The following is a 26505-nucleotide window of genomic DNA, read 5'->3' as shown; positions in this document are numbered from 1 at the left end:
GACCACGCCGCCCGCTCCCCTCCTGCCGGCACCCCTCGCGCAGAGGTACGCACCCGGCGCGGAAATCGCTCACGCACTCCCCGGAAAGGCGGCCTCCCGGCGCAGGAAGGCCAGTTGGGCGTGTTTCTCGGGCAGGTACACGTCCGGCAGATTCACCTCGGGCAGGACGACGGCCGGTCCCTGCTCGAACCCCAGCCGCTCGAACCGGGCGATCGCCTTCACGTTCCGCACGTCCGGGTCGACGACGATCCGGCGCCGGTCCAGCCCGAGCAGCGCGTACGAGATGATCGCCGAGGCCAGCCGCGCGGTCCAGCCGGGCCGGGCGCCCTCCTCACCGGCGGGCGCGATCAGCAGGTGAACGCCGATGTCCCCGGCGCGCACGGGGTAGCACTCACCGACCCGGTCGGCTTCGGGCTCATAGGTCTGCAGCAGCGCGGCGGCGTGAGCGTCCTTCACGACGAGAAAGGCGTGATGACTCTCCAGCGTTCCCATATGGCCGTAGATCTCGGCCACTTCGGCGACGGACACACCGGTCATCCCCCAGAACACGGCCCGCTCCTCGCTGACCCAGCGGTGGATCACCCCGGCGTCGGCGGACGGGTCGACGGGCAGGATGCGCACGGTGCCGAAGCCGTCGATCCGCTGCTCGTGCACGGCCTCGCGGTACCGGAGGTCAGACATCGGTCTCCTTCGTCAGCTGGTCCCAGTCGGTGACGACGGGAACGAGGTCTCCCCTGAGCCACAGGGGGAGTTGGTCGCGGTGGTGCGCGGAGCCGGGCGTGCCGTCGGCGCCGAAGGGCACCACCCAGAGGCTGTCGTCGCGCCGGGCGAGGTCCCAGACGTAACGGGCGGCGGGCCCGCGCGCGGCCCGGTCGGTGACACCGGGCACGGCGGAGGTGCACAGCACGCAGTCGTGGTCCCCGGACAACGCCGGTTCCTCGTACGGCGCCGTCGGCAGCGCCCGCCAGGGAGCGAGGCGGTGGGTGTCGCCCCAGGTGCCGGCCGGGGGCGCGGCGGCGACCTCCTCCAGGGCGGCGCGCACCACGGCAGGGCGGTCGATGCCGTACAGGGTGCCGGAGCGCAGCAGGTGTTCCAGGGCGAAGCCGATGCGCGGGGTGAGGGCGAGCCAGGGCTGGAAGACCTCCGGATAGACGGGCGGGACGGCGAGCCCGGCGAACGCCTCCTGCGCGGCCAGCCGCCGCACCAGAGCACCCCGCACCGCGGCGTACAGCGCCGCGTCCCGGCTTCCCGCGTCCATCCGCCGGTCCCACCCGAGCAGCCGCTCCCGCAGCGCACCGGCCTCGGCCCCGAGCCCGCCGAGCGCGGCCACCTGATCAAGAAGCGCGCCCGCGGATCCCAGAAAGGCATCCATGTGTACGACGCCCATGTCCGCGGCGGACCACTCCCGCCGCCCGCCGAGCAGCTCGCGAATGCGGTCGGCGCGATGGGAAGGAGCGAACTCGGTGCCCAACTCACCGGCGACACCGCGTGCGTTGGCCATGACGGCGACACCGTCCTCCAGCCCCGCCCGGGGCATGGCATGCCAGCCGGTCCACTCGTGCCCGGGCTCCCATGCCGGCACCAGACGGACGCGGTTGGCCCGGCTCCGCACCGGCACGCGCCCGGCGACCCGGTGCAGCACGCCGCCCTCGGTGTCGGCGGCGTGGACGACGTTGACGGGCTCGGCCCAGGCGTCCAGGGCCCGGTCGACGTCGGCGACCCGGCGGGCGCGCATCAACGGCAGCAGGGCGCTGAAGCCGAGATCACCGGTGACCCGGGGCGGGTAGCGCAGGCTCACCGCCCCCGGAGTGCCGTCGTCCAGCCCCTCCGGCCCGCCGGCGATGACGGGCCCGCGCGCGGTCTCGACGACCTCGACCTCGACCGGCCCCTCCCCGGCCACGTGGACGAGTTCGGTGTGCCGGACGGCCCGGTGCCAGCGACCGTCCGGGCCCAGCGCCTCCACCCCCGCACCGGTACGGCGCAGCCGCTCCCGGTACAGGTCCTGGTAGTCGGCCATGGCGTTGGTGATGGCCCAGGCGACGGTGCCGGTGTGCCCGAAGTGGGCGATGCCCGGGACACCCGGCACGGCGAACCCCACGACGTCGAACTCGTCGCACGCCAGCCGGATCTGCTGATAGACACCGGGATCCTCGATGAACCGGTGCGGATCACCGGCGATGATCGCGTGCCCGCTCGCGCTGCGCTCCCCACTCACCAGCCAGCCGTTGCTGCCGGCGGTGGCGGGCCCGTCACCGGCGAACAGACCGGCGGCCTCAGGCCCCAGGACCCGGACCGCCTCCTCGCGCCACAACTTGGCGGGAAAACCGGCGAACAGAATATGAGTGGACAGCCAGACGGCCAGCGGGGTCCAGGGCTCCCACCGCCCCGTCGAGAGCCCGACCCGCCGGAACTCCTCACCGGCCCACAGCCCCTCGTTCACGCCGTCGACGTAGGCGCGCACCCACTCCGCGCTCTCGGGATCGCGCTTTTCCAGGGCGGTGAAGCACCGGCGGGCGGTGTCGGCGAGCCGCACCCGCCGGGCGAACCGGTCCCAGTCCAGCGCGCCGGGACCGAGGAAGGCCGCGGAGGTGCCCTGCGCCCGATGCCGCTCGATCTCCAGCTGCCAGGACCGGTCACGAGCGGTGACCAGCCCCTGGGCCCGGGCGAGCGCGAGAACGCCGGGGGCGCGGAGGTGGGGGATGCCCCAGGCGTCGCGGTGCAGTGCGGTTCTCACCCTGTAGCCCTTCTATTTTAGGTTAGCCTCACCTAACTAACCTGTTGCGGGGATCGTACTTGAACGGCGAGGAGGCACCCGTCCGGTGGGTTGACCGATGCCTGCGCTGTGGGACTGCCCGCAGCTACGCAGGACGGCGGCTTGGGGACGGGGTGGGGGGTGTCCGCCCGCAGCGGCCGCACCGGGCAAAAGCGCCCCCGTCGGAAACGGGTGGCCGGACCGAGGACGGACACCCCCCACCCCAGGCCCCGACCCACAACGCACCTCAGGCGAGACACCAGCCCCCACCGGACAGCAAGGGGCCGCCGCAGGTACAAGAAGGGGCGCGGCGAACTGCGCGACCAGCCCCCACGCACCCGCGGACGAACGACACCCGAACACGCCCCCCCCCCCGCGCCAAAACATCCCCCACGCGACATCATCAAAGACATGGACGTCACCCTCCACCTCGCCCAAGACGCCAACGCCGACGCACTCCTCGGCCGCTCACCGCTCGCCGCGCTGACCGGGATGCTGCTGGACCAGCAGATCCCGATGGAGTGGGCGTTCAAGGGCCCCCGGACCATCGCCGACCGCCTCGGCACCGACGACCTCGACGCCCACGACATCGCCGCCACCGACCCGGAGGCCTTCGCCGCCCTGCTCTCCGAGAAGCCGGCCGTGCACCGCTACCCGGGCTCCATGGCCAAGCGCATCCAGCAGCTGTGCCAGTACCTCGTCGACCACTACGACGGCAACGCCGAACTCGTCTGGAAGGGCGTCGACGACGGCCGCGAGCTGCTGCGCCGCCTCGAGGAACTCCCCGGCTTCGGCAAGCAGAAGGCACAGATCTTCCTCGCCCTCCTGGGCAAGCAGCTCGGCGTACGCCCCATCGGCTGGCAGGAGGCCGCCGGCAGCTACGGCCAACCGAAGTCCTTCCGTTCCGTCGCCGACATCACGGGCCCGGAGTCCCTGGCGAAGGTCCGCGCCCACAAACAGGAGATGAAGGCCGCGGCGAAGGCGGAGAAGCAAGCGAAGAAGCAGAGGACGTAGCCCGAGCGGCACCGGCCCCCGGCGGGGCAGCGTGGGACTACCGCCTCCGCCGAGCCGTACCGAAGAGGGACCGGGTGATCTCCCGCCCGACCTGCGTGCCCACGGACCGCGCCAGAGACTTGAACATGCCGCTGCCCACGACCTGCTCGATCACCGAGGGCTCATCCCGCGACTCATCCCGCCGCTCATCCTTGTGCGCCGGGCGGCCGGATGCCGCACCCCCCGGCCCCCCGGCTGCCGCACCCCCCGCCCGCGCATCAGCCAGCTTCTCGTACGCCGACTCGCGATCCACAGCCTGTGCATAACGCCCGTACAGCGGCGACGACGTCACCGCCCGGTCGAGCGCTTCCGTCTCGTAGGGCGCCATCAGCGACTCCGGCGCCCGCAGCCGCGTCGCCGCGACCGGCGTGGGCGCGCCCTTCTCGCTCAGCACCGTCACGACCGCCTCCCCGGTACCCAGCCCGGTGAGCAGCTCCTCCAGGTCGTAAGGGGAGTCCGGAAAGGTCCGCACGGTCGCCTTCAGCGCCTTCTGATCCTCCGGCGTGAAGGCCCGCAGCGCGTGCTGAATACGGTTGCCGAGCTGGGCGAGGACGTCGCCGGGTACGTCCTTCGGGGTCTGCGTGACGAAGAAGACGCCGACCCCTTTCGAGCGAATCAGCCGCACGGTCTGCGTGATCGACTCCAGGAACGCCTTCGAGGCGTCGTGGAACAGCAGATGCGCCTCGTCGAAGAAGAACACCAGCTTCGGCTTGTCGGCGTCACCGATCTCCGGCAGATCGTGGAAGAGATCGGCGAGCAGCCACATCAGGAAGGTCGAGAACAGCTGCGGCTTGTCCTGTACGGCGGGCAGCTCCAGTACCGAGACGACACCCCGCCCGTCGTCCACCGTCCGCAGCAGCTCGCTCGTGCCGAACTCCGGCTCACCGAAGAAGTCGGCCATGCCCTGCGCCTCGAAGGCCGTCAGGGACCGCAGGATCACCCCGGCGGTGGCGGTGGACAGCCCGCCGATGTTCTTCAGCTCCGCCTTGCCCTCGTCGGAGGTCAGGAAGGCGACGACCGCGCGCAGGTCCTTGAGGTCGATCAGCTCCAGGCCCTTGGTGTCGGCGTAGTGGAAGATCAGGCCGAGGGACTGCTCCTGGGTCTGGTTGAGCCGCAGCACCTTAGCCAGCAGCACGGGACCGAAGCTGGTGACCGTGGCCCGTACGGGAATGCCGTGGCCCTGGCCGCCGAGCGCGTAGAACTCCGCGGGGAAGCCGGTCGCCGTCCACTCCTGGCGGACCTCGGCCGCGCGGGAGCGGACCTTGTCGCCCGCGAGTCCGGGCGCGGCGATCCCGGACAGGTCGCCCTTGATGTCGGCGAGGAAGACGGGCACGCCCTGCGCGGACAGCTGCTCGGCGATGAGCTGGAGCGTCTTGGTCTTGCCGGTGCCGGTGGCGCCGGCGACCAGACCGTGCCGGTTGAGCACGGGCAGCGGGATACGCACCGGCGCGTCGGGCAGACAGGCGCCGTCCCACAGCAGGGCGCCGAGGTCGAGCGCGGGGCCGGTGAAGGCGTACCCGGCGGCGATCCCGGCGGCATGGGCGGGGAGCGAGGAGAGGGTGTCACCGGAAGCGGCGTCATCGGAACGGGTGTTCGCGCCTGCCGCGCGGGGCTCGTCACGGCTGCTCATCGACCGACCCCTCGTTTCCGTTTCGCTCGGTTATGCAACATCTTTTCCAGCGTCGCACTCCGCCTCCATGGCTGCGCCCGGAACGCCAGGACCGGTAGGCTTTCCGTGTGATCTTCAAGCGCATCGGAAACGGCCGGCCGTACCCCGACCACGGCCGGGAAAGCACCCGGCAGTGGGCGGACGTCGCGCCGCGCCCGGTCCGCCTCGATCAGCTGGTGACCACCAAGCAGCAGCTCGACCTGGAGACCCTGCTCGCCGAGGACTCGACGTTCTACGGCGACCTCTTCGCGCACGTCGTGAAGTGGCAGGGCGACCTGTACCTGGAGGACGGTCTGCACCGCGCGGTCCGCGCCGCGCTCCAGCAGCGCCAGGTGCTGCACGCGCGCGTCCTGGAACTGGACTGACGAGCGCCCGGGAGCGGTGACCGACCCGTCGGAGGAACTCCGTCCGGTTACGGTTTGGCCCTTTCGGGTTCTCCTGGGCGGATCGAATGATCATCTAGTAGGAATCACCGCCCGGGCGCACTACGCTGCGCCCATGAGCATGCTGACTCCCCCCGGCATGGGCGGTAAATACCGGATCACGGGAGACAAGTACCCGCGCATGCGCCCCCCGCGGCGGCGCGGCAGGCTCGTGTTCCTCGGCGTCGCCTGTGTCGCCGCGCTCGGGCTGATCGGCTGGGGCACGCTGCAGCTCATCGACGTCTTCACCGGCGGCGGCAAGAAGACCACGGCCGCCGGCACCAAGGCGGCCTGCGCGGCCGAGGCGAGCGCGTCGCCCGGGACCACCGCCGCGCTGCCGGCACCGGGTGTGATCACCGTCAACGTGTTCAACGCGACGCCCCGCAGCGGGCTCGCCAAGCAGACCGCCGACGAGCTGAAGAAGCGCGGCTTCCGCATCGGCGAGGTGGGCAACGCGAGCAAGCAGTACGACAAGAAGGTCCCCGGCACCGCGGTGCTGGTGGGCCCGGCGTCGTCCCTGAACAGCTCGCTCCCGGTGCTGGCCACGCAGCTGGCCGGTGCCGAGCGCCGCACCGACGCCGCCCGCAAGGGCCCGGCGATTGACCTCATCCTCGGCAACACCTTCAAGTCCCTCGACGCCAAGCCGGCCGCCGACCAGGCCCTGGCGAAGCTCAGGGCTCCGGCGGCGACCGGGACGAAGAAGGGCTGCTGAACGCTTCGCCGGACCGCGTCGCTCAGCAGCCTCCCTGCGGCTGAGCACCCGGTGTCGCTCGGCGCTCGGCGGCTGGGCGGGTGATGTTACTCCGCCGACCCGTACAGCCGGTCGCCCGCGTCGCCGAGGCCCGGGATGATGTAGCCGTGTTCGTTGAGGTGGTCGTCGACCGCGGCCGTGACCACCGTGACCGGTGTGCCGGCCAGCTCGCGCTCCATGATCTCGACGCCCTCGGGGGCAGCCAGCAGCACGACGGCCGTGACGTCGTCGGCACCGCGCTTGATCAGCTCGCGGATCGCGGCGACGAGGGTGCCGCCCGTGGCCAGCATCGGGTCCAGCACGTACACCTGGCGGCCGGAGAGGTCTTCCGGCATCCGCGTGGCGTAGGTCGAGGCCTGCAGCGTCTCCTCGTTGCGGATCATGCCGAGGAAGCCGACCTCGGCGGTCGGCAGCAGCCGGACCATGCCGTCCAGCATGCCGAGGCCGGCCCGCAGGATCGGCACCACCAGCGGACGCGGCCGGGCCAGCTTCACACCGGTGGTCCGGGCCACGGGGGTCTGGATGTCGACCGCCTCGGTGCGCACGTCCCGGGTCGCCTCGTAGGCGAGCAGGGTGACCAGTTCGTCGGCGAGCCGGCGGAAGGTCGCGGAGTCGGTGCGCTGGTCGCGCAGCGTGGTGAGCTTGTGGGCGACCAGGGGGTGGTCGACGACGTGGAGACGCATGTCCACAACAGTAACCGGGCGCCCCGGCCCCGGCGTCCGCACGCTGCGTGAGCCTTTGCGGATCGTTTTCTTCCGCCTGCTGGCATCGGACCGCCTACCGGGGGGAAGGTGGTGGGGACGGACCGGGGGTGGTGATCTCATGGCTGACCTGTCTGAACCCGACAAACCCGACCGCGCGTCCAGAAACGAACCGGAGCCCCCGCAGCGGGACTCGCCCGAGACGGACACGGAGCGGCGCCGCCGCCGCGCCCAGTTCCTGCGGGACCTGGCCGAGGCGCGGGAGCTGCGCGACCGGGTGCAGCCCCGCCGCGCCAAGGTGGCCCGGCTGCGCCACGCGATGCGCATGCGCACGTTCCGCTGGTGAGCCGCGCGAGCGCACCGCGCTTCCGCCGGCGCCCCACGCGGGCGCACGACGCGCCGTAGCGCTGAGCCCGGCGGGGCGAGCGACGCGCCGTACCCGGTGAGACCGCGGGCGCCCGACGCGCCGTACCGGTGACTTCTGTTCCGGTGACTGCCGTGAGCGGACCGCGCGTTCCGCCGGTGGCCGCGCACGCGCGTCGCGGATGCGGGCCGCATGCGGGAAGATCCGTGGGCCGTGCGCGCGTTGCCGGGGTGGGCATGCGGAGGAGATGTGAAAACCCGCGTACGATCCGCAGATGGCGGCGACGAGTGTCCAGGTGAGTCCGGACGGACGTGCCCGCGGACCCGCGTGCAAAACTGCCGGACACAGGGAGCCGAAGACGTCCCCTGAACGCCTTGTTTCTGCCACGATTCCGAGTGGGTGGGGCTCGGAGCCCGAGCTTCTCCCCGTCCGTAACCTCCGCCGGGGGGACCCCCAACCGGCACGCCTAAGACCAGTGGGAGAGTCACGGTGTACTTCACCGCACTGCTCGCGCGCACCGAAGACGGGTGGGAAGCGAGCGACACAGAGCTCGACGATGTGGAGACCCTGCCGGATCTGGCCGACCTGGCCCGGCAAGCCTCTCCTGACGAGGACACGGTGCTCGTCCTGATCGAGCAGGAGGACGCGTGGTTCGGCGTCGTCCGGGTGGACGGCGAGGAGGACCCGCGGGTCTTCGTCTCGAACGCCGCCGTCGCCGCCCGCAGCTCCTACGGCGAGCTGCTGCTCACCGACGAGTTGCTGGGCCGGGAGCCAGGTGGTGACGACGACACCGACCTGGACTCCCTGGATCTGGACGGCACCGAGGACGGCGAGCCCGAGGACGCCGTCGCCGGTGACGAGGTCGGCGGCGTCGGCTCCGTGCCCAGCGGTCCGGTGGGCGACGCAGCGATCCTGGACGACCTGGGCGTCAGCGGCAAGGAGTTGCTGGCCCTGGACGGCGACGCGCTGTCGGAGATCGCCGACGCCCTGGGCGCCTCGGAGATGCTGGAGGCCGTTCGCTGACCGCCCGGTACGACACCACGCCGGCCCCGGACCCGGTGCGCGACCGCTGGCGGGCCGCGATGCGGCTCGCCCTGGACGAGGCGGAGCGGGCCGCCCGGGACGGTGACGTGCCCGTCGGCGCGCTCGTGCTCGCGCCCGACGGCACCAGCGTGCTCGGCACGGGGCACAACGAGCGCGAGGTCACCGGCGACCCGACCGGGCACGCCGAGATCCTCGCGATCCGGCGGGCGGCGGAGCGGCTCGGCGAGTGGCGGCTGACCGGCTGCACGCTCGTCGTGACACTGGAGCCGTGCACGATGTGCGCGGGCGCGATCGTCCAGTCCCGGGTGGACCGAGTGGTCTACGGCGCCCGGGACGACAAGGCGGGCGCGGCCGGCTCCCTGTGGGACGTGGTCCGGGACCGTCGGCTCAACCACCGGCCCGAGGTGATCGAGGGCGTGCTGGCGGAGGAGTGCGCGCGGCAGCTCACGGAGTTCTTCCGCGCTCGCTGAATACCGATTTCGATCCACGGGGCGCCGTGCTGTAAGGTCTCCCTCGGTAGCGTGTCCGAGCGGCCGAAGGAGCTCGCCTCGAAAGCGAGTGTGGCGCAAGTCACCGAGGGTTCAAATCCCTCCGCTACCGCTGACAACACCCTCTGACCGTGGGATCACGGACAGGGGGTGTTCTGCTTTCCTGCTCTGTTTTCGTGTGCCGCTTTGGTGTTCCGCTTTCGCGCTTCAGGCGGCGCCCAGGTGCGCACGGGCCACGCTCGCCGGGACGCACATGCGCCAGGCCTCCGTGACCAGTTCCGCCAGCTCGTCCGGCGCGAGCGAGGCGAGCCGGGCCTCGGCCCAGTGGTAGCGCAGGTCTGACGCGCGGGGCAGGGAGAACTTCTCCGGCTCGGAGGCGACCAGCGCGGCCCGCTCCTCCTTCGGGAACGCGAAGCCCAGGACCGTCTCGTCCCGGGAGAGTGCCAGGTAGACGATCCGTCCGATGCGGAACTTCACCCGGTCCCGGACCAGATGCTCCTCGGTGCGCGGCAACGCCAGCGCCAGGCGCCGTACGTCCTCGACGGTGGCCATGCCCACGCCCCCTTCGGTCGCCCGTGCATACGCGTGAAGTTACACTCACCGCCGGCAACAGGGGACCCTCAGGGCACGTCGGTGACAGGGAGGCCGCGATGGCGGTGAACGCGAAGAAGATCGCCGTCTATGCGCTCGTGGTCTTCGCGCTGTACGTGATCATCACAGACCCGGCCAAGGCCGCGGACTACGTCCAGATAGGGTTCGAGGGCATATCGGACGCCGCCAAGGCCATCGGTGACTTCATGACGTGGGTCGCCCATGGAGGCAAGGGCTGACACCCGGGAGTACCCATGATCCGCCACCTGGTTCTCTTCAAGCTCAACGAGGGCGTCGAGCGCGACGACCCGCGGGTCGTGAAGGGCGTCGAGGCCTTCCAGGCGCTCGACGGCAAGATCCCCGAGATCCGCTTCTGGGAGCTCGGCTGGAACATCAGCGACCGCCCCATCGCCTACGACTTCGCGATCAACTCCGGCTTCGACGACGCCGAGGCACTGCGCCGCTACGTCGAGCACCCCGAACACCAGGCGGGCGTGGCCCTGTGGCGCGAGTTCGCCACGTGGGTGATCGCCGACTACGCGTACTGAGCCGACCGGCCCCACGCCGACAACCCCGCACCCGTCACAGGCGTGGGGTTTTTGTCATTTTATGCACCACCTCTTACCTCAACACGTAGATATGCGGTGCTTGCACACAGTGGACATGTCTTGTGATGCTATGACCGCTTTTGACGGATGAGTTGACGGATGAGCGACGGATGAAGAGGTGGAGTTGACCGTGCCGGCCAGTACTGCGCCTCAAGCACCGCCCCAGGAGGCCGCCCCGCGGCGCAGCCGGGGCGCCGACACCCGGGCACTGACCCAGGTGCTCTTCGCGCAGCTGAAGGAGCTCACGCCGGGCACGCCGGAGCACAACCGGGTACGCGGGGCGCTGATCGAGGCCAACCTCCCGCTCGTGCGCTACGCCGCAGCCCGCTTCCGCTCCCGCAACGAACCCATGGAGGACGTCGTCCAGGTCGGCACCATCGGGCTGATCAACGCCATCGACCGGTTCGACCCGGACCGGGGCGTGCAGTTCCCGACCTTCGCGATGCCCACGGTCATCGGCGAGATCAAGCGCTACTTCCGCGACAACGTCCGCACCGTCCACGTACCGCGCCGGCTGCACGAGCTGTGGGTGCAGGTCAACAGCGCCACCGAGGATCTGACCACCGCGTTCGGGCGCACCCCCTCCACCGCCGAGATCGCCGAGCGGCTGCGCATCAGCGAGGACGAGGTGCTGTCCTGCATCGAGGCCGGGCGGTCGTACCACGCCACCTCGCTGGAGGCCGCGCAGGAGGGCGACGGGCTGCCCGGGCTGCTCGACCGGCTCGGCTACGAGGACCCGGCGCTGGACGGCGTCGAGCACCGCGATCTCGTACGGCATCTGCTGGTGCAGCTCCCCGAGCGGGAGCAGCGCATTCTGCTGCTGCGGTACTACAGCAACCTCACCCAGTCACAGATCAGCGCCGAGCTCGGGGTCTCGCAGATGCATGTGTCCCGGCTGCTGGCGCGTTCCTTTCAGCGGCTGCGGTCGGCCAACCGGATCGAGGCGTAGCCGCTCCGCGGGCTTCGGGGCGGAGACGGGGACAGACGGGGCGGAGTGAGGGTTCGGGGTGTTTTCGTCACCCGTTCGCGCTACCGGCGCACAACCGAATGCGGGAGCGAGCCCTCACCGTCGCGAGCGAATCGCTCATCAGCGCGGATGGCCGTGGTTCCGGGCCGACAGACCGTCAGACGCCCTGTTTCCAGGGGCGATTCGCATCTCAGATGTCGACATGTCACTACGGCGCGTTGCCGACATGTGACATTCTGCGGGAAGCGCGTTTGCCGGAGCTCCGCCTCCGGTATTCAGGTGAAGGCTGCGTTCCTTCTGTGGGAGCGTCCGCCTCGACCGTCCCGCGACCCAAAGGGGGTGGCATGTCCGCAGACCAGGGCAGCTCGAAGGTGCTCACGCTCACGAAGAGCGAGACAGCTCCGGAGACGCTCGACGCTCTCGATGACGCCTCGGCCCTCGAGGCCGTGCCGGCCCCCGCCCTGCCGACGGAGCCCCCCGCGGCCCCGCCGGTCTCCGGGGACATCGACACCCGCACGCTGTCCCGTTCCCTGTTCCTGCGGCTCGCCGCCCTCGACGAGAACAGCCCCGAGCGGGCGTACGTCCGGGACACCCTGATCGAGCTCAACCTGCCGCTGGTGCGGTACGCGGCCGCGCGGTTCCGCTCCCGCAACGAGCCGATGGAGGACATCGTCCAGGTCGGCACCATCGGCCTGATCAAGGCGATCGACCGGTTCGACTGCGAACGGGGCGTGGAGTTCCCGACGTTCGCGATGCCGACGGTCGTCGGGGAGATCAAGCGGTTCTTCCGGGACACGTCGTGGTCGGTACGGGTGCCGCGGCGGCTGCAGGAGCTGCGGCTGGCGCTGACCAAGGCCAGTGACGAGCTGTCACAGAAGCTGGACCGGTCTCCGACCGTCGCCGAACTCGCCGCCGTGCTCGGGGTGTCCGAGGAGGACGTCGTCGACGGGCTGGCGGTGGGCAACGCGTACACGGCGTCCTCGCTGGACTCGCCGGCGCCCGAGGACGACGGCGGCGAGGGGTCGCTGGCCGATCGGCTCGGTTACGAGGACACCGCGCTGGAGGGTGTGGAGTACCGGGAGTCGCTCAAGCCGCTGCTGGCCAAGCTTCCGCCTCGGGAGCGGCGGATCATCATGCTGCGGTTCTTCGCGAACATGACGCAGTCGCAGATCGGTGAGGAAGTCGGTATCTCGCAGATGCATGTGTCGCGGTTGCTTACGCGGACGTTGGCGCAGCTGCGGGAAGGGCTTATCTCGGACTGAGGTCGTCGTTCGTCTGCGGGTGCGTGGGGGCTGGTCGCGGCCACGCGGCGGAGCCGCATGTCGAATACAGCCCCGCGCCCCTCTTTACGCCTGCGGCGGCCCGTTGCGGTGTGTGGGTGGCTGGTGTTTCGCCTGCGTTGCGGGTCGGGGCCGGGGTGGGGGGTCCGTCCTCGGCCCGGCCGCCCGCATCTCAGAAGGGCACCGTTGCCCGGTGCCGGCCGCTGCGGGCGGACACCCCCCGCCCCGTCCCCCTTCCCGCCGCGGGCGACTGCACCCACGCCGGGCAACACGAAACACCGAGCCCCGTTTCCCGCCCCCGTCGGCCGACGTCGTTACTTCAGGGCCAGCCAGGCCACCGCCGCCACGATCACCACCGCTGCGATCACGCCGATGATCAGGCCGATGCGGGGGCCGGAGGACGCCGTGGCGGCCTGCTGCTGGCGGCCCTGGGGAGCCTCGTCCTCGACGAACGCGCGGAACATCTGGGTGCTGCCGGCCGGGTCGTAATTGCCCTGGGGGCCCTGGGTGTTAGCCATGGCCCGAGACACTAGCGAATGAGGCCGTGCGGCCCAAGTGCGGGGCGGAGCCCCCTCGCGGCCGACCTCACCTGCGCGCTTGCTTCCGCAATACTTGTCTTTGCCAAGTTTTTATGCAAGGCGTCTCCGTTTTATTTGCCTGCGGCAACCAACCAAGCCTATGGTTGCCCTAAGCAACGAACACAGGAGGCGTGATGGCCGCAAAGGCGCAGTACGAGGAGCTGATCCGTCAGTTCAGCGCCTTCGGCGCCGTCAAAAGGGAGCTGGGACGGATCCTGCCGTCCGACTGCCCGAGCGGCTCGGCCGCCGTGCTGACGCTGCTGGGCCGGTACGGCGACATGCGCATGAGCAAGCTCGCGGAGCTGCTCGCGGTGGACATGTCGGTCACCAGCCGCCATGTGGCGCACGTGGCCGAGCGGGGCTGGATCGAGCGCTCCCCTGACCCGGCGGACAAGCGGTCGCGCATCGTGCGGCTCACCCCGGAGGGGAACCGCAAGCTCGACGACATGTCCCGGGCCACCACTCGGATGCTGGCCGAGCGGCTCGGCGACTGGAGCGACGAGGAGGTCGCCCAGCTCACCCGGCTGATGCAACGGCTGCGGGCCAGCTTCGACGACTGCCGCTCCCCCAAGCTCTCGGCTGCGCTCGAGCAGGGGGGACCCCCTTCCCTCGGGCCGCCCGCACCGCCGCCCGTGTTCGAGACGACAACCCGTACACCCGCAAGCACGTAAGTAAAGGAAGCCCATGGCAACGACCACACCAGCCGGTGTGCGGGCTCATGCCAAGCACGGGGGAGGCGCCGCCGGCGACCACGCTCCGATGTCGCACCGGCAGATCATGGAGGCGCTCTCCGGGCTGCTGCTCGGCATGTTCGCCGCCATCCTGTCCTCCACCATCGTCTCCAACGCCCTGCCCGAGATCATCACGGACCTCGGCGGCGGTCAGAGCGCGTACACCTGGGTCGTCACCGCCTCGCTGCTGGCGATGACGGCCACCACTCCCCTGTGGGGCAAGCTCGCCGACCTGGTCAGCAAGAAGGCGCTGGTCCAGATAGCGCTCGTGGTCTACATCGCGGGCTCGGTCGTCGCCGGTCTGGCGCAGAACCCCGGCATGCTGATCACCGCGCGTGCCGTGCAGGGTATCGGCGCCGGTGGTCTGTCCGCCCTGGCGCAGATCATCATGGCCGCGATGATCTCCCCGCGTGAGCGCGGCCGTTACTCCGGTTACCTGGGCGCGACCTTCGCCGTCGCCACCGTCGGCGGTCCGCTCATCGGTGGTGTCATCACCGACACCGACTGGCTCGGCTGGCGCTGGTGCCTGTACGTCGGTGTGCCGTTCGCGCTGATCGCCCTGCTCGTGCTGCAGAAGACGCTGCACCTGCCGGAGACCAAGCGCAAGGTCAAGGTCGACTGGGCCGGTGCCTTCTTCATCACCGCGGCCGTCTGCCTGCTGCTGGTCTGGGTCACCTTCGCCGACGACAAGTACGACTGGATGTCGTGGCAGACCGGTGTGATGGTCGGCGGCTCGATCCTGCTCACCCTGCTGTTCGTCTTCACCGAGACCAAGGCCAGCGAGCCGATCATCCCGCTGCGCCTGTTCAAGAACCGCACCATCACGCTGGCCTCGCTGGCCTCGCTGTTCGTCGGTATCGCGATGTTCGCGGGCACCGTCTTCTTCAGCCAGTACTTCCAGCTGGCCCGGGACAAGTCGCCGACGATGTCCGGCGTCATGACCATCCCGATGATCGGCGGCCTGTTCGTCTCGTCCACGGTCTCCGGTCAGGTCATCACCCGCACCGGCAAGTGGAAGGCCTGGCTGGTGGCCGGCGGTGTGCTGCTGACGGCGGGCCTGGGCCTGCTGGGCACCATGCGCTACGACACCCCGTACTGGCACCTGGCGATCTTCATGGCGCTGATGGGTCTCGGCGTCGGCATGATGATGCAGAACCTGGTGCTGTCCACGCAGAACCAGGTCGCCCCGAGCGACCTCGGCGCCGCGTCCTCCACGGTCACCTTCTTCCGCTCCCTCGGCGGTGCGGTCGGCGTCTCCGTGCTGGGCTCCGTGATGACCACCCGCATCAGCCACTACGCCAAGGACACCATCGGCCAGCTCAGCCCCAAGGAGCAGATGGCCGCGGCCAAGGCCGCCGGCGGCAGCACGCTGCCCGACATGGACGCGCTGCCCGCCCACATCCGCACCTGGCTGGAGGGGGCCTACGGACACGGCATCGGCGACATCTTCCTGTACGTCGCTCCGATCGCGTTCCTCGCCTTCCTCGTGACCCTGTTCATCAAGGAGGTCCCACTGCGGACCAGCGGTGCCCTGGCCCAGGCCGCCCAGGCGAACACCGAGGCCGCGGCCCCCGCTGCCGCCCCGGTCGTCGCCGAGGCCACCGCCACCCCGGTCCAGGGGAAGACCCCGAGCTGGGCGTCCGCCGCCTCGGACACCGAGGCCGCGACGGACGGCACGCAGAGGCTCGCCGCCGTCGCCACCATCGAGCGGGACGAGCCCGCCTCGGGCGGCATCCCGGTCCGCGGCTCCGTGCGGGGCGCCGAGAGCGCGCCCGTCCCGCAGGCCGCCGTCACGCTGATCTCGCTGGCCGGCCGGCAGCTCGGCCGCTCGGTGGCGCAGGCCGACGGCTCCTACGCGGTCCACGCGCCCGGCGCCGGGAGTTACGTCCTGATCGCCTCCGCCGACGGCTTCCAGCCGCAGGCCTCCACCATCGTGGTGGGCGAGGAGCCCGTCGCCTACGACATCCTGCTCAGCGGCACCAGCGGTCTGACCGGTGTGGTGCGGGCCGTCGGGTCGGCACAGCCGGTCGAGGACGCGATGGTCATCGTCACCGATGTGCGTGGTGATCTGCTGGCCAGCGCCACCACCGGCGAGCAGGGCGAGTTCTCCTTCGCGGAGCTGGTCCCGGGCACGGTGACCATCGCGGTCAACGCCGCCGGTTACCGGCCGCGCGCGCTGCCCGTCGAGGTCGGCGCCACCGGCGTGACCCGTGTCGAGGTCGACCTGGAGACCGGCTCCCAGGTCCAGGGCGTCGTCCGGGCGCCGCACGGCCCGCTGGCCGACGCCCGGGTGACCCTGGTCGACGCCGCCGGCAACGTCGTCTCCACCGCGACCACCGGATCGGACGGGGCGTACGCCTTCACCGACCTGGACAGCGGCGAGTACACCGTCATCGCGACCGGCTACCCGCCGGTGGCCACCGCCCTCACCGTGAACGGCGGCGTGGACGGCCACGACATCGAACTCGCCCACCCCGGCGAGTAGTCCGGCCCCGGCCCGCGGCGGGCGCGCCCTGAGACCCAGAGGTGGCGCCCGCCGCGGGCCGGACTCTTATGACCGATCTGCACAGCTTCGCAGGGAGAAGAAACGGGATGGGACTGACCGCGAGGATCCGCACCCGGGACGGATGGGCCGTGTCGCACGCGGTCGTCACGGTGACCGACATGACCGGCGCACAGGTGCTGCGCGCCGAGGCCGACGCCGAGGGCGCCGTACGTGACGAGGTGGCCCTGGCCCCCGGGGCGTACACCGTCATCGTCACCGCCGTCGGCTACGCGCCGGCCGCCTCCAGCGCGATCGTCACCGCGAGCGGACGCGCCGAGGTGGGCACGGTGACGCTGGCCCGGCAGGGCGGCACCGAACTGCCGCCGCCCGGACCGTGGACGATCGACCCGGTCCACTCCTCCGTGGGCGCCGTCGCCCAGCACCTGGGCATCTCCAGCGTGCGCGGCCGCTTCACCGACTTCGCCGGGGGCATCGAGATCGCCGCGGACGACGTGACCAAGTCGCGGGTCGAGGCCGTCATCCAGGCCGCGTCCATCGACACGGGCAACAAGATGCGCGACGACCATCTGCGCTCGCCGGACTTCCTGGACGTCGGGACGTATCCGGAGATCACCTTCCGGTCGACGGGTCTGACCGCCGCCGGGCCGGACCGCTGGACCGTCCACGGCGAGCTGGGCATGCACGGTGTGCTGCGCCCGGTCGACCTGGACCTCGCCTACCTCGGCTCCGGCGCCGACCCCTGGGGCGGGACCCGCGCCGCGTTCCGCGCCACGACCGAACTGCACCGCGAGGACTTCGCGATGAACTACAACCAGGTCCTCCAGGCGGGCATCGCCGCCATCGGCACCACCCTGAAGGTGGAGCTGGACATCCAGGCGGTCCAGGGCGACACCCTGCCGCAGGCGTAGGCACGCCAGGGTCAGGCAGATGCGGGCTCCCGCGGCCTACGCTGGCGGCATGGCACCGAACATCGCGACCAACACCCGCGTATCGCTGGAGCAGTTGCTGGACTTCGTACGGCCCCGTCATCGCGCCCTGCTGCTGACCCGGCGCGTTGACGGCAGCCCCCAGGCGTCCCCGCTGACCTGCGGGGTCGACGACTCCGGGCGGATCGTGGTCTCCACCTATCCGGAGCGGGCCAAGACCCGCAACGCCAAGCGGGACGCGCGGGTCGCCGTCGTCGTGCTGAGCGACGAGTGGAACGGGCCGTGGGTGCAGATCGACGGCACCGCCGAGGTGATCGACGCGCCCGACTCGGTCGAGCCGCTCGTGGAGTACTACCGCACCATCGCCGGGGAGCACCCGGACTGGGACGAGTACCGGCAGGCCATGGTCAAGCAGGGCAAGTCGATCATCCGGATCACGCCGCAACGGTGGGGACCGATCGCCACGGGCGGTTTCCCGGCCCGGCTGGCGGAGCAGGACAGCTGACCTCTCAGCCGCGTTCCACCAGCGCCTCGATACCCGCGATCAGCAGGTCGAGCGCGTAGGTGAAGTCACGCTCCATCATCTCCTCGACCGTGTCGCCGCCGCGGGCCTCCATGAGCTCCCTGGACTCCTGGAGGACCTCGGCGCAGGCCGGGGTCTCGCTCACCTCGGCGACCGCGTGCCGGAAGTACTCGTCGCGGGACATGCCGAGGGTCGCGCTGCGCGTGTCGAAGTGGCCCTCGAGCGTGCCGTAGCCGTACACGAACTGGAAGACGGCCGAGATCGTGCTGGTGAGCCGGTGGAGCGGCAGGCCGGTGCGGCGCACGACCTGCTGCACCACCCGGGAGAAGGCCAGGTGGTTCGGCCCGATGTTGAGGTACCGGCCGACCAGCGGCGACACCCACGGGTGGCGCACCAGCACCGCGCGGTACTGCTCGGCCAGTTCCCGCAGTTGCGCACGCCAGTCGACGTCGGCCGCCGTGGGGTCGGGCAGTTCCATCTCGCCGTACGCCGCGTCGAGGGCGAGTTCCAGCAGGTCGTCCTTGGTGTCGACGTACCAGTACACGGACATCGCGGTCACGTTCAGCTCGGCGGCCAGCCGGCGCATGGAGAACTTCGCCAGGCCCTCGGCGTCCAGCAGCCGCACGCTGACCTCGGTGATCCGGTCCCGGTCGAGCCCGGAGAGCTGCCCGCCGCTCCGGCCGCCCCGCCGTGGCTTCTCCTGCCGCCACACGCTGTACCGCGCCGGCCGATCCGCTGCCCTGACCATCGGCGCATCCTCCTGAGACTCCGGCCACTGGCCCCACTGTAGGGGCGAGGGGACGTGCCGCTCTGTGGCCCGTGTCCCTCGCGGACCCGGGCAGGCAGTCATGACCATCGCGGCGAAGAGGGAACCGCACGGCGCGGAAAGCACCGGTACAGCGCTGGTCGGACATGTGCCCTGGTGTGCACCCCACGGTGGTCGCCGTGCGGTGCACACCCGGGATCGTCCGTCGCTCGGCGTTCCCTCCTCAGCCGGTCTGCTTCTGCGTGAGGTCGTAGAAGGTGGCCGAGCCGGCCGTCACCTTCTTGAAGGTGCTCTGCACCCAGGAGGTGATCCGGGACGACGTGCCGTGGCCGCCGCCCATGCCTCCCATGCCTCCCATGCCTCCGGCGATGAAGTAGTGGATCTTCCCTTCCTGGACGTACTCCTTGAACTGGGCGAGTGTGGGCGACGGGTCGGTGCCGTTGAAGCCGCCGATCGCCATCACCGGGTCGCCGGTGGAGAGCTGGTAGCTCGCCGCGTTCTGGGAGCCGATCGACGCGGCGACCCAGGTGTACTTCGCGGCGTCCGTCTCCAGCAGCTTCTTGGCCGCGGGGGAGACGTTCGCACCGTTGAGCAGGCCGCCCGCGCCGCCGCCCATCCCGCCTTCGCCGCCCGTACGGCCGCCGGGGAAGCCGTTGCCGTTCCGGCCGCCCGGCAACTGGTTCTGGCCCTGGCCCTGGTTCTGGCCCTGGTTCTGGCCCGGCGTGCCGCCGCCCGGGAAGCCGTTGCCCTGGCCCTGCTGACCTTGCCGGCCCTGCTGCCCCGGCATCACGCCACCGGGGAAGCCGCCGCGCATGCCGCCGCCGGGGCCGCCCCGGCCGCCCCTCATGCTCGCGCCCGCCGGGCCCGCCGTCGGGATGGAGCCGGTGTGCGCGGAGCCGACCGTGCTCAGCGTGTAGGCCGTCGGACCGGCCAGCGCGGCCAGCACGCTCACGGCCGCCGCGGCGAGCGCGAGCTGTCGTGTCACACGGCCCGCGAAGATCAGGCCGAGCGCCCCGGTCAGGCCGCCGACCAGCACCAGCCACTTCAGCCAGGGCAGATGGTCCGGCGTGCGGTCGAGCAGCACATACCCCCAGACCGCGGCCGCCACCGCGGACGCGGCGAGCACGAGCGCGGCCCGGATCTCCCTGCGCCGCTCCCACAGCAGGGCGGCGCCCATGCCGGTGACCGCCGCCAGGTAGGGCGCGAGCGCCACCGTGTAGTACTGGTGGAAGATGCCCGCCATGTAGCTGAAGACAGCCGTCGTCGTCAGGAGCGAGCCGCCCCAGACCAGGAACGCGCCCCGCGTCACCGACGTACGGCGGGCCCCGCGTGTGGCCCACAGCGCCGCCGCCAGCAGGATCAGCGCCGTCGGCAGCAGCCAGGAGATCTGGCCGCCGACCTCGGAGTCGAACATCCGGTTCCAGCCGGTCGCGCCCCACATCCCGCCGCCGTTGCCGCCACCGGGACCGCCGCCTGCGCCGACACTGCCGGTCTCGTCGCCGCTGATGCGGCCGAGCCCGTTGTAGCCGAAGGTCAGCTCCAGGAAGCTGTTGTTCTGCGAGCCGCCGATGTACGGGCGGGACGACGCCGGCCACAGCTCCACGATCGCCACCCACCAGCCCCCGGAGACGACCAACGCGAGGGTGGCGAGACCCAGTTGGCCGAGTCGCTTGCTGAGACGCACCGGCGCGCACACCGCGTACACCAGCGCCAGCGGCGGCAGGATCAGGAACGCCTGGAGGGTCTTGGCGAGGAACGCGAAACCTATCGCGACGCCGGCCCACACCAGCCACTTGGTGCGCCCGTCCTCCAGCGCCCGGACGAGGAGGTGGCAGGCGATCGCCATGAGCAGCGCCAGCATCGCGTCCGGGTTGTTGAACCGGAACATCAGCGCCGCGACCGGTGTGAGCGCGAGCACCGCGCCCGCGAGCAGTCCGGCCGCCGGGCCGGACCTGCGCCGTACCGCCGCGTACACGACCGCGACGGTGGCCACGCCCATCAGCACCTCGGGAACGAGGATCGCCCACGCGTTCAGGCCGAAGATCCGCACCGACAGCTCCATCGGCCAGAGCGAGGCCGGGGGCTTGTCGACGGTGATGGCGTTCGCGGCGTCGAGGGAGCCGAAGAAGAACGCCTTCCAGCTCTTGCTGCCGGCCTGGACCGCCGCCGAGTAGAAGGAGTTGGCCCAGCCGGAGGCGCTCAGGTTGTACAGGTAGAGCAGGCCGGTCGCCAGCAGCAGGGCGAGGAAGGCCGGGCGTGCCCAGCGCGGGTCCTGCGGCCGCTCCGGGGGCTTAGCGGCCGCCGGGGACTCCGCGGCGGAAGGGGCGGGTCCGGGGGGAGCGGTCGGGGGCGGGCCCCAGGTGGCCACGTCGTCGGCGCGGTGGGTGGTCATCGGCGGTCCCTCGGGTCGGTGTCGTACGGGTGCACCGGCTGCAGCTGCACGGTGGCGTCCCTCTCCCACTCTCGGCTTCGCTCGAGCGGAGGGACCCCCATGACGGGGTTCGCGGCGTCTGCGGCGCGGACGGGCGTGGGCTCCCGGTCCGGGAACACCCACGCGCGGAAGAGCAGGAAGCGCAGCACGGTCGCCGCGAGGTTGGCGGCGATCAGCACGGCCAGCTCGGTGGAGTGCGCGGGCTGCGTCGTGGCCGCACCGAGCGCGGCCAGCGAACCGCTGGTCAGCACCAGCCCGATGCCGAACACGACGAGTCCCTGCGCCTGATGGCGTACGGCGCCGCCGCGGCCGCGCACCCCGAAGGTGAGCCTGCGGTTGGCGGCGGTGTTGGCGACCGCGGAGACCAGCAGGGCCAGCGCGTTGGCGAGCTGGGATCCGGTGACGGTGCGCAGGCCGCTGTAGAGCAGCAGGTAGAAGACGGTGGACAGGCCGCCGACCACGAGGAAGCCGACGAGCTGGCGGGCGAGTCCGGTGGGGACGTCCTTGATGTCGCGGTCTCGCGGGTCGTCGCCGAAGGGCCGGGCGAGCCGGTCCAGCGGCAGCGACCCGGTGGCCAGTGCCCGGCCCACCCGCCACACACCCTTGAGGTCGTCGGTCGCCGTTCTGACGATGTGCACGGTCGAGTCGGGGTCGTCGACCCAGTCGACGGGCACCTCGTGGATGCGCAGTCCGGCGCGCTCGGCGAGCACCAGCATCTCGGTGTCGAAGAACCAGCCGCTGTCCTCGACGAGCGGCAGCAGCACCCGGGCGACCTCCCTCCGGATGGCCTTGAAGCCGCACTGCGCGTCGGAGAAGCGGGCCTGGAGCGAGCCGCGCAGGATGAGGTTGTAGGTGCGGGAGATGAACTCACGTTTGGCGCCCCGCACGACCCGCGCGCTCCGGCTCAGCCGGGAGCCGATCGCGAGGTCGGAGTGGCCGGAGATGAGCGGTGCGACCAGTGGCAGCAGCGCGTTGAGGTCGGTGGACAGATCGACGTCCATGTAGGCGAGGACGGGGGCGTCCGAGGCGGACCAGACGGTCCGCAGGGCCCGCCCGCGGCCCTTGAGGTCCAGCCGGACCACCCGCACCTGCGCCAGGCGCTCCCCCAGCCGGGCCGCCACCTGCGGGGTGGTGTCGGTCGACGCGTTGTCCGCGATGGTGATGCGGAACGCGTAGGGGAAGGTCCGGGTGAGGTGCTCGTGCAGTCGCTCGACGCACGGCCGGAGGTCCTTCTCCTCGTTGTAGACGGGGATCACTACGTCCAGGACAGGCGTTCCGGCCGGCGCGGCCGGGAGGTGCTCCCGCGCCGGCAGAGTGCCGGGAGAAGAGTCGGTTCGCATGCGAACGACTGTGGTCAGGCGCCCTGTTGTACCCGTGTGGTGGCGCTGTGCTGCGCCTGTGAGTCCTGCGCCGGCCGCCCGGTGCACGCGGGCAGGTGCACGGTGAACACGGTCCGGCCGGGCATGCTGTCGACACTCACGGCCCCGCCGTGCGCGCTCGCGACGGCCTGCACGATGGCGAGCCCGAGCCCGGTGGAGCCGGTGGCGCGGGAACGCGCCGAGTCGCCGCGCGCGAACCGTTCGAAGACGTGCGGGAGCAGATCGGGTGGGATGCCCGGACCGTCGTCCTCCACGTCGACGCAACTGAAGGGCCCGGCTCCCCGCACGCGCGCCGTGACCGTCGTGCCGGGCGGGGTGTGGGTGCGGGCGTTGGCGAGCAGGTTGACCAGCACCTGCTGGAGCCGGGCGGGATCGGCGGACACCAGGACGGGTTCGTCGGGCAGGTCCAGGCGCCACACGTGGTCGCGTCCGGTGGCCCGGGCGTCGCTGACGGTGTCGACGACGAGCGGGACGAGATCGGTGTGCTCGAACCGCAGCGGCCGGCCGGCGTCCAGGCGGGCGAGCAGCAGCAGGTCCTCGACGAGGAGGGTCATCCGGCCGGCCTCGGACTCGATACGGCCGAGCGCGTGCCGGGTGTCGGGGCCGACCTGTTCGCGGCCGCGCCGGGTCAGCTCGGCGTACCCGCGGATGGAGGCGAGCGGGGTGCGCAGCTCGTGGCTGGCATCGGCCACGAACTGCCGTACCCGGGTCTCGCTCTGCTGGCGGGCGTGCAGGGCGCCGTGCACATGGTCGAGCATGCGGTTGAGGGCGGCGCCGACCCGGCCGACCTCGCTGTGCGGGTCGCACTCGGACTCCGGGACGCGTTCGGAGAGGTTCACCTCGCCGGAATGCAAGGGGAGTTCGGAGACCCGGGTGGCGGTCGCGGCGACCTTGCGCAGTGGGCGGGTGGCGACACCGACGAGCACGAAACCGGCGATCCCGGCGGCGACGAGCCCGGCGGCGGTGACGCTGACCTCGACGAGGACCAGGGTGTCGACGGTGCCGGTCACGTCGGCGGTGGGCAGGGCGACGTAGTACGACTCGCCGCCGTCGAAGCCGGTGATGTACCGCGCGCGGTACTCGCCGAGGCCCGGCACGTCGACGGAGTGCGTGCCGTCGTCCTTCGGGACGGAGGCGAGGGCCGCCTTCTGCTCCGCGTTCAGCGCGACGGCGTTCATGGTCTTGTAGGCGCCGTTGCTGTCGTCGGTGCGCTCGCCGACGGCGGCGCTGGTGAGGGTGGAGCCGGTGACGTAGGCGGCGATGGTCTTCGGCTGGACCGGCCCCTGCGTGACCAGCCGGTCGATCCGTTCGCTCGCCGGAAGGGGTGTCTGCGGCGGGTTGTCCGCCCGGTCCGGCAGATGGCCGCCCGCCGCCCGCATGGCGATGTCCTTGACCTTGCCGTCCAGCTGGTCGATGAGGTGCTGGCGCAGGGCGATGGTGGTCACCGTGCCGATCACCGTGCTCACCACGGCGACCAGGGTCACCGACGCCACGACGAGCCGCGTCCGCAGGGTGCGCGGCTGTCGGCCCCGCCACCGCGTGCGCGGCCGTCGCCGGGCGCTCATGACACCGCGGGCTTGATCAGGTAGCCGGCGCCGCGCCGGGTGTGGATCATCGGCTCGCGCCCGGCGTCGATCTTCCGCCGCAGGTAGGAGATGTACAGCTCGACGACGTTGGCCTGGCCGCCGAAGTCGTAGGACCAGACCCGGTCCAGGATCTGCGCCTTGCTGAGCACGCGCCGCGGATTGCGCATCAAGAAGCGCAGCAGCTCGAACTCCGTGGCGGTGAGGTGGATGTGGTCGCCGCCCCGGGACACCTCGTGGCTGTCCTCGTCGAGCATGAGGTCGCCGACGACGAGCACGGAGTCCGAGCGCCGGTCGGCGGCGCCGGACCGCCGGATGAGGCCGCGCAGCCGCGCCACGACCTCCTCCAGGCTGAACGGCTTGGTGACGTAGTCGTCGCCGCCCGCGGTGAGACCGGCGATGCGGTCCTCGACGGCGTCCTTCGCGGTCAGGAAGAGGACGGGCACGTCCGGCAGCTCGCGGCGCAGCCGTCCGAGGACGGACAGCCCGTCCATGTCGGGCAGCATCATGTCGAGCACGACGGCGTCGGGCCGGAACTCCCGCGCGGTCCGCAGCGCGCCGTGCCCGTCTCCCGCGCTGCGGATCTGCCAGCCCTCGTAGCGCAGGGCCATCGACAGCAGCTCGGTGATCGACAGCTCGTCGTCCACCACCAGCACCCGGACGGGGCTCCCGTCCGGCCTCAGCAGTTCGGTGCGCCCCTGGGGCGAGGTCGTGGTCATGGTGACCACCCTGTCCGGGAGCTCTGAGAGGAGGCTTTCGCCCGTCTGTGATTTTCCTGAGAAACGCACAGGGGGCTGACAGGCTCGGCCGCGCCCTGCCTGCGCTGCCGGGGCCGGGTGTGCGGTCAGCCGGTGGCGGGACGTTCGTAGCTGTGGCTGCGTTCCACCTTGGCGACGTGCAGGGTGTAGCGGTCGTACCACTGTGCGCGCCCGCGCTGCTGGGCCCGCCGGTGTTCGAGGTCGCTGCGCCAGGCGTCGAGGGCGGCGGCGTCCTGGAAGTAGCCGACGGTGATCGACAGCCCACCGGCGCTGCGGGCGTGGTCCATGCCGAGGTATCCCGGCACCTTTTCAACGAGTTCCTCCATCCGCTCGGCGGTCTCGGCGTCCCCGTCCTCGTCCGCCGTCCGGACGGAGGTGAAGACGACGGCGTAGTAGGGCGGTTCGTGGGCGGGGACGGGGACGGGCCCGTGCCCGGGAAGGGACTGGGGATCGCTCATGGGCCAAGCGTGATCGCTCCCGGCGGCGGCCACCAGACCTTTTACCCAACGGTCGGACAGACCTTGCCGCACGGGAAGACAGACCCCGGCCCACGATCAGGCAGACCCTTTGGCCCACGGTCGGCCGGCCCCTCGCCCCACCGTCAGAACAACCCGTCCTGCGCGGGCGCCTCCCGCCTCAACGGCACGACGGGCACCGACAGTTCGCGCTGCGCCGCCGGAACGAGCCCCCACCCCGGCAGCAGCCGCGTGTCGAGGACGACCTCGCCGCGCGGCGTGCGCAGATGCAGGTCCGGCCCGGCCGCCCCGACCAGCTCCCCCCGCACCACGCCTCCGGCGACCAGCCCGCGCACCTCCCCGACGGGCGCGGACAACCGGGACAGCCCGAACGCCTCCGCGTGATCGACGACCCGGCACGGCTCGCGCGCCAGCGACTCCGGCCACCCGCCGAGCGCCACGGCCCGCGCGTGCAGGGCCACGACCTCGGCGGCCCGCTCGCCCGCGTCACGCGGCAGCCACGCCCGAACGGCCCGCTTCTCGGCGTACGCGATCCGGTCCGGGACACCCAGCGCGGACCGCAGCAGCTCCTCGGTCCGCCGCGCCGCCATCAGCGGTCCGGTCCCGAGCCGGCTGAAGCAGACGGCCCCCTGCTCCAGCAGCCGGGCGGCTCCGCGCTCGACGGCGGTGATCCCGACCTTCACCAGGCCCGGCCCGAACCACGCCAGATACACGTGGTACGGCCGCGGGTCGTCGGCCATCGTGTCCGCGGCCACGGAGTGCGCCCGCTCCAGCCGTGCGCACTCCTCGCACCGCGCGCCCGTACCGCGCGCCGGAACCTGCGTCCGCCCCGGACACGGATTCCCCCGCGCCCCCACACAGGTCCGCCCACCCTCTTCCTCCACGCCGAAGGCCACCGTCTTCCCCCAGGTCAGCGCACTGCGCCGTCCCCCGTCCCACACCAGCTGCGGGCTGCCGTCCGCCCAGCGCATCCCCACACATCGCCACACCTGTGCCATCACTGCCGAGCGTAGGGGCAGCCACTGACAACGCCCGCCGTGACCACGGGCCGCCAGGTTTTCCGGGCCTCGCCACAGGAGACTCGGGCGGGGAGGACCGCCATCCGATGCCGTGCCGGTCGCTTCCACCTCACAAGTGCGGTCTGTGGGACAAGATCGG

Annotated in this window: 27 protein-coding genes and 1 tRNA gene; 15 read left to right on the top strand and 13 right to left on the bottom strand. The window is 71.6% G+C overall.

Translation table 11 applies throughout. The features are described from left to right. Positions 1-69: 69 nt before the first annotated feature. Positions 70-681: a GNAT family N-acetyltransferase gene (locus ACF1GV_RS14900; protein WP_391680350.1), complete on the bottom strand. Its 612-nt coding sequence runs from the start codon at positions 679-681 to the stop codon at positions 70-72. After that, entirely contained in the window at positions 674-2734 is a 2061-nt protein-coding gene (locus tag ACF1GV_RS14895) for a penicillin acylase family protein (protein ID WP_391680348.1), read from the bottom strand. The genes ACF1GV_RS14900 and ACF1GV_RS14895 overlap by 8 nt, the downstream gene beginning before the upstream one ends. 429 nt (positions 2735-3163) lie before the next feature. Here ACF1GV_RS14895 and ACF1GV_RS14890 point away from each other — a divergent pair, with 429 nt between their 5' ends. Then, positions 3164-3766, top strand: coding sequence for an HhH-GPD-type base excision DNA repair protein (locus tag ACF1GV_RS14890; protein WP_391680346.1), 603 nt, complete (start codon positions 3164-3166; stop codon positions 3764-3766). 37 nt (positions 3767-3803) lie between these two features. On the opposite strand, the gene ACF1GV_RS14885 is transcribed toward ACF1GV_RS14890, so the two are convergent. After that, a complete protein-coding gene (locus tag ACF1GV_RS14885) occupies positions 3804-5435 on the bottom strand; it encodes a helicase HerA-like domain-containing protein (protein ID WP_391680344.1) in 1632 nt (543 codons plus the stop codon). Between the two features lie 107 nt (positions 5436-5542). Between ACF1GV_RS14885 and ACF1GV_RS14880 the strand changes: the two genes are divergently transcribed. Both ACF1GV_RS14880 and ACF1GV_RS14875 read left to right on the top strand, forming a co-directional pair. Further along, the gene (locus tag ACF1GV_RS14880; RefSeq protein WP_004943146.1) at positions 5543-5839 is read left to right on the top strand and encodes a type II toxin-antitoxin system VapB family antitoxin; all 297 of its coding nucleotides are present in this window, start codon (positions 5543-5545) and stop codon (positions 5837-5839) included. A gap of 157 nt (positions 5840-5996) precedes the next feature. Next, a complete protein-coding gene (locus tag ACF1GV_RS14875; protein ID WP_391680446.1) occupies positions 5997-6608 on the top strand; it encodes a LytR C-terminal domain-containing protein in 612 nt (203 codons plus the stop codon). 86 nt (positions 6609-6694) lie between these two features. Here ACF1GV_RS14875 and upp read toward each other — a convergent pair whose 3' ends face one another. Continuing rightward, positions 6695-7330, bottom strand: a complete 636-nt coding sequence (gene upp / locus ACF1GV_RS14870; RefSeq protein ID WP_361636194.1) for a uracil phosphoribosyltransferase — start codon at positions 7328-7330, stop codon at positions 6695-6697. A 139-nt stretch (positions 7331-7469) separates the two neighbouring features. On the opposite strand from upp, the gene ACF1GV_RS14865 reads away from it, so the two are divergent. The 4 genes from ACF1GV_RS14865 (at position 7470) to ACF1GV_RS14850 (ending at position 9356) form a co-directional block, all read left to right on the top strand. Beyond that, positions 7470-7694, top strand: coding sequence for a hypothetical protein (locus tag ACF1GV_RS14865; protein ID WP_391680342.1), 225 nt, complete (start codon positions 7470-7472; stop codon positions 7692-7694). A 507-nt stretch (positions 7695-8201) separates the two neighbouring features. After that, entirely contained in the window at positions 8202-8735 is a 534-nt protein-coding gene (locus ACF1GV_RS14860) for a hypothetical protein (RefSeq protein WP_391680341.1), read from the top strand. A 59-nt stretch (positions 8736-8794) separates the two neighbouring features. Continuing rightward, positions 8795-9226, top strand: coding sequence for a tRNA adenosine(34) deaminase TadA (gene tadA, locus ACF1GV_RS14855; protein ID WP_391680444.1), 432 nt, complete (start codon positions 8795-8797; stop codon positions 9224-9226). A gap of 45 nt (positions 9227-9271) precedes the next feature. After that, positions 9272-9356: transfer RNA gene (locus ACF1GV_RS14850), tRNA-Ser, on the top strand. A gap of 95 nt (positions 9357-9451) precedes the next feature. Here ACF1GV_RS14850 and ACF1GV_RS14845 read toward each other — a convergent pair. Beyond that, on the bottom strand, positions 9452-9796 hold the full coding sequence (locus ACF1GV_RS14845; RefSeq protein ID WP_391680340.1) for an MmcQ/YjbR family DNA-binding protein: 345 nt from the start codon (positions 9794-9796) through the stop codon (positions 9452-9454). 98 nt (positions 9797-9894) lie between these two features. On the opposite strand from ACF1GV_RS14845, the gene ACF1GV_RS14840 reads away from it, so the two are divergent. The 4 genes from ACF1GV_RS14840 to ACF1GV_RS14825 all read left to right on the top strand — a co-directional run bounded on the left by ACF1GV_RS14840 (position 9895) and on the right by ACF1GV_RS14825 (position 12672). After that, complete coding sequence (locus tag ACF1GV_RS14840) at positions 9895-10074, top strand: hypothetical protein (protein WP_361636187.1); 180 nt, start codon at positions 9895-9897, stop codon at positions 10072-10074. A gap of 15 nt (positions 10075-10089) precedes the next feature. After that, positions 10090-10383, top strand: a complete 294-nt coding sequence (locus ACF1GV_RS14835) for a Dabb family protein (protein WP_363268273.1) — start codon at positions 10090-10092, stop codon at positions 10381-10383. Between the two features lie 190 nt (positions 10384-10573). Beyond that, on the top strand, positions 10574-11392 hold the full coding sequence (locus ACF1GV_RS14830; RefSeq protein WP_363268274.1) for an RNA polymerase sigma factor SigF: 819 nt from the start codon (positions 10574-10576) through the stop codon (positions 11390-11392). A 362-nt stretch (positions 11393-11754) separates the two neighbouring features. After that, positions 11755-12672, top strand: a complete 918-nt coding sequence (locus ACF1GV_RS14825) for an RNA polymerase sigma factor SigF (protein ID WP_363268275.1) — start codon at positions 11755-11757, stop codon at positions 12670-12672. 332 nt (positions 12673-13004) lie between these two features. On the opposite strand, the gene ACF1GV_RS14820 is transcribed toward ACF1GV_RS14825, so the two are convergent. After that, positions 13005-13208, bottom strand: coding sequence for a hypothetical protein (locus ACF1GV_RS14820; RefSeq protein ID WP_363268276.1), 204 nt, complete (start codon positions 13206-13208; stop codon positions 13005-13007). A 194-nt stretch (positions 13209-13402) separates the two neighbouring features. On the opposite strand from ACF1GV_RS14820, the gene ACF1GV_RS14815 reads away from it, so the two are divergent. The 4 genes from ACF1GV_RS14815 to ACF1GV_RS14800 all read left to right on the top strand — a co-directional run bounded on the left by ACF1GV_RS14815 (position 13403) and on the right by ACF1GV_RS14800 (position 17936). Beyond that, the gene (locus tag ACF1GV_RS14815; protein WP_391680337.1) at positions 13403-13939 is read left to right on the top strand and encodes a MarR family winged helix-turn-helix transcriptional regulator; all 537 of its coding nucleotides are present in this window, start codon (positions 13403-13405) and stop codon (positions 13937-13939) included. Positions 13940-13952: 13 nt separating this feature from the next. Then, complete coding sequence (locus ACF1GV_RS14810) at positions 13953-16484, top strand: MFS transporter (protein ID WP_391680336.1); 2532 nt, start codon at positions 13953-13955, stop codon at positions 16482-16484. A gap of 107 nt (positions 16485-16591) precedes the next feature. Further along, positions 16592-17413: a YceI family protein gene (locus ACF1GV_RS14805; protein WP_391680335.1), complete on the top strand. Its 822-nt coding sequence runs from the start codon at positions 16592-16594 to the stop codon at positions 17411-17413. A gap of 49 nt (positions 17414-17462) precedes the next feature. Further along, positions 17463-17936: a PPOX class F420-dependent oxidoreductase gene (locus ACF1GV_RS14800; protein WP_391680333.1), complete on the top strand. Its 474-nt coding sequence runs from the start codon at positions 17463-17465 to the stop codon at positions 17934-17936. Between the two features lie 4 nt (positions 17937-17940). Here ACF1GV_RS14800 and ACF1GV_RS14795 read toward each other — a convergent pair whose 3' ends face one another. The 7 genes from ACF1GV_RS14795 to ACF1GV_RS14765 form a co-directional block, all read right to left on the bottom strand. Next, the gene (locus ACF1GV_RS14795) at positions 17941-18702 is read right to left on the bottom strand and encodes a TetR/AcrR family transcriptional regulator (protein ID WP_391680332.1); all 762 of its coding nucleotides are present in this window, start codon (positions 18700-18702) and stop codon (positions 17941-17943) included. 241 nt (positions 18703-18943) lie between these two features. Further along, on the bottom strand, positions 18944-21112 hold the full coding sequence (locus ACF1GV_RS14790) for an ArnT family glycosyltransferase (RefSeq protein WP_391680331.1): 2169 nt from the start codon (positions 21110-21112) through the stop codon (positions 18944-18946). Next, the gene (locus tag ACF1GV_RS14785; RefSeq protein WP_391680329.1) at positions 21109-22491 is read right to left on the bottom strand and encodes a glycosyltransferase; all 1383 of its coding nucleotides are present in this window, start codon (positions 22489-22491) and stop codon (positions 21109-21111) included. The genes ACF1GV_RS14790 and ACF1GV_RS14785 overlap by 4 nt, the downstream gene beginning before the upstream one ends. A gap of 14 nt (positions 22492-22505) precedes the next feature. Continuing rightward, complete coding sequence (locus ACF1GV_RS14780) at positions 22506-24095, bottom strand: ATP-binding protein (protein ID WP_391680328.1); 1590 nt, start codon at positions 24093-24095, stop codon at positions 22506-22508. Continuing rightward, the gene (locus ACF1GV_RS14775; RefSeq protein ID WP_363268287.1) at positions 24092-24832 is read right to left on the bottom strand and encodes a response regulator transcription factor; all 741 of its coding nucleotides are present in this window, start codon (positions 24830-24832) and stop codon (positions 24092-24094) included. Before ACF1GV_RS14775 ends, ACF1GV_RS14780 begins: the two co-directional genes overlap by 4 nt. A gap of 125 nt (positions 24833-24957) precedes the next feature. After that, positions 24958-25329 (bottom strand): antibiotic biosynthesis monooxygenase family protein, encoded by a 372-nt coding sequence (locus ACF1GV_RS14770; RefSeq protein WP_391680327.1) that lies wholly within the window; start codon positions 25327-25329, stop codon positions 24958-24960. 143 nt (positions 25330-25472) lie between these two features. After that, entirely contained in the window at positions 25473-26345 is an 873-nt protein-coding gene (locus ACF1GV_RS14765) for a DUF2797 domain-containing protein (RefSeq protein ID WP_391680326.1), read from the bottom strand. Positions 26346-26505: the final 160 nt, after the last annotated feature.

Origin of the sequence: Streptomyces sp. NPDC014006 (genome assembly GCF_043088925.1) — a bacterium.
In the GTDB taxonomy this organism is placed as follows: domain Bacteria; phylum Actinomycetota; class Actinomycetes; order Streptomycetales; family Streptomycetaceae; genus Streptomyces.
The sequence above is the reverse complement of the archived record's forward strand: the minus strand, read 5'-3'. Positions and strand labels throughout refer to the sequence as shown.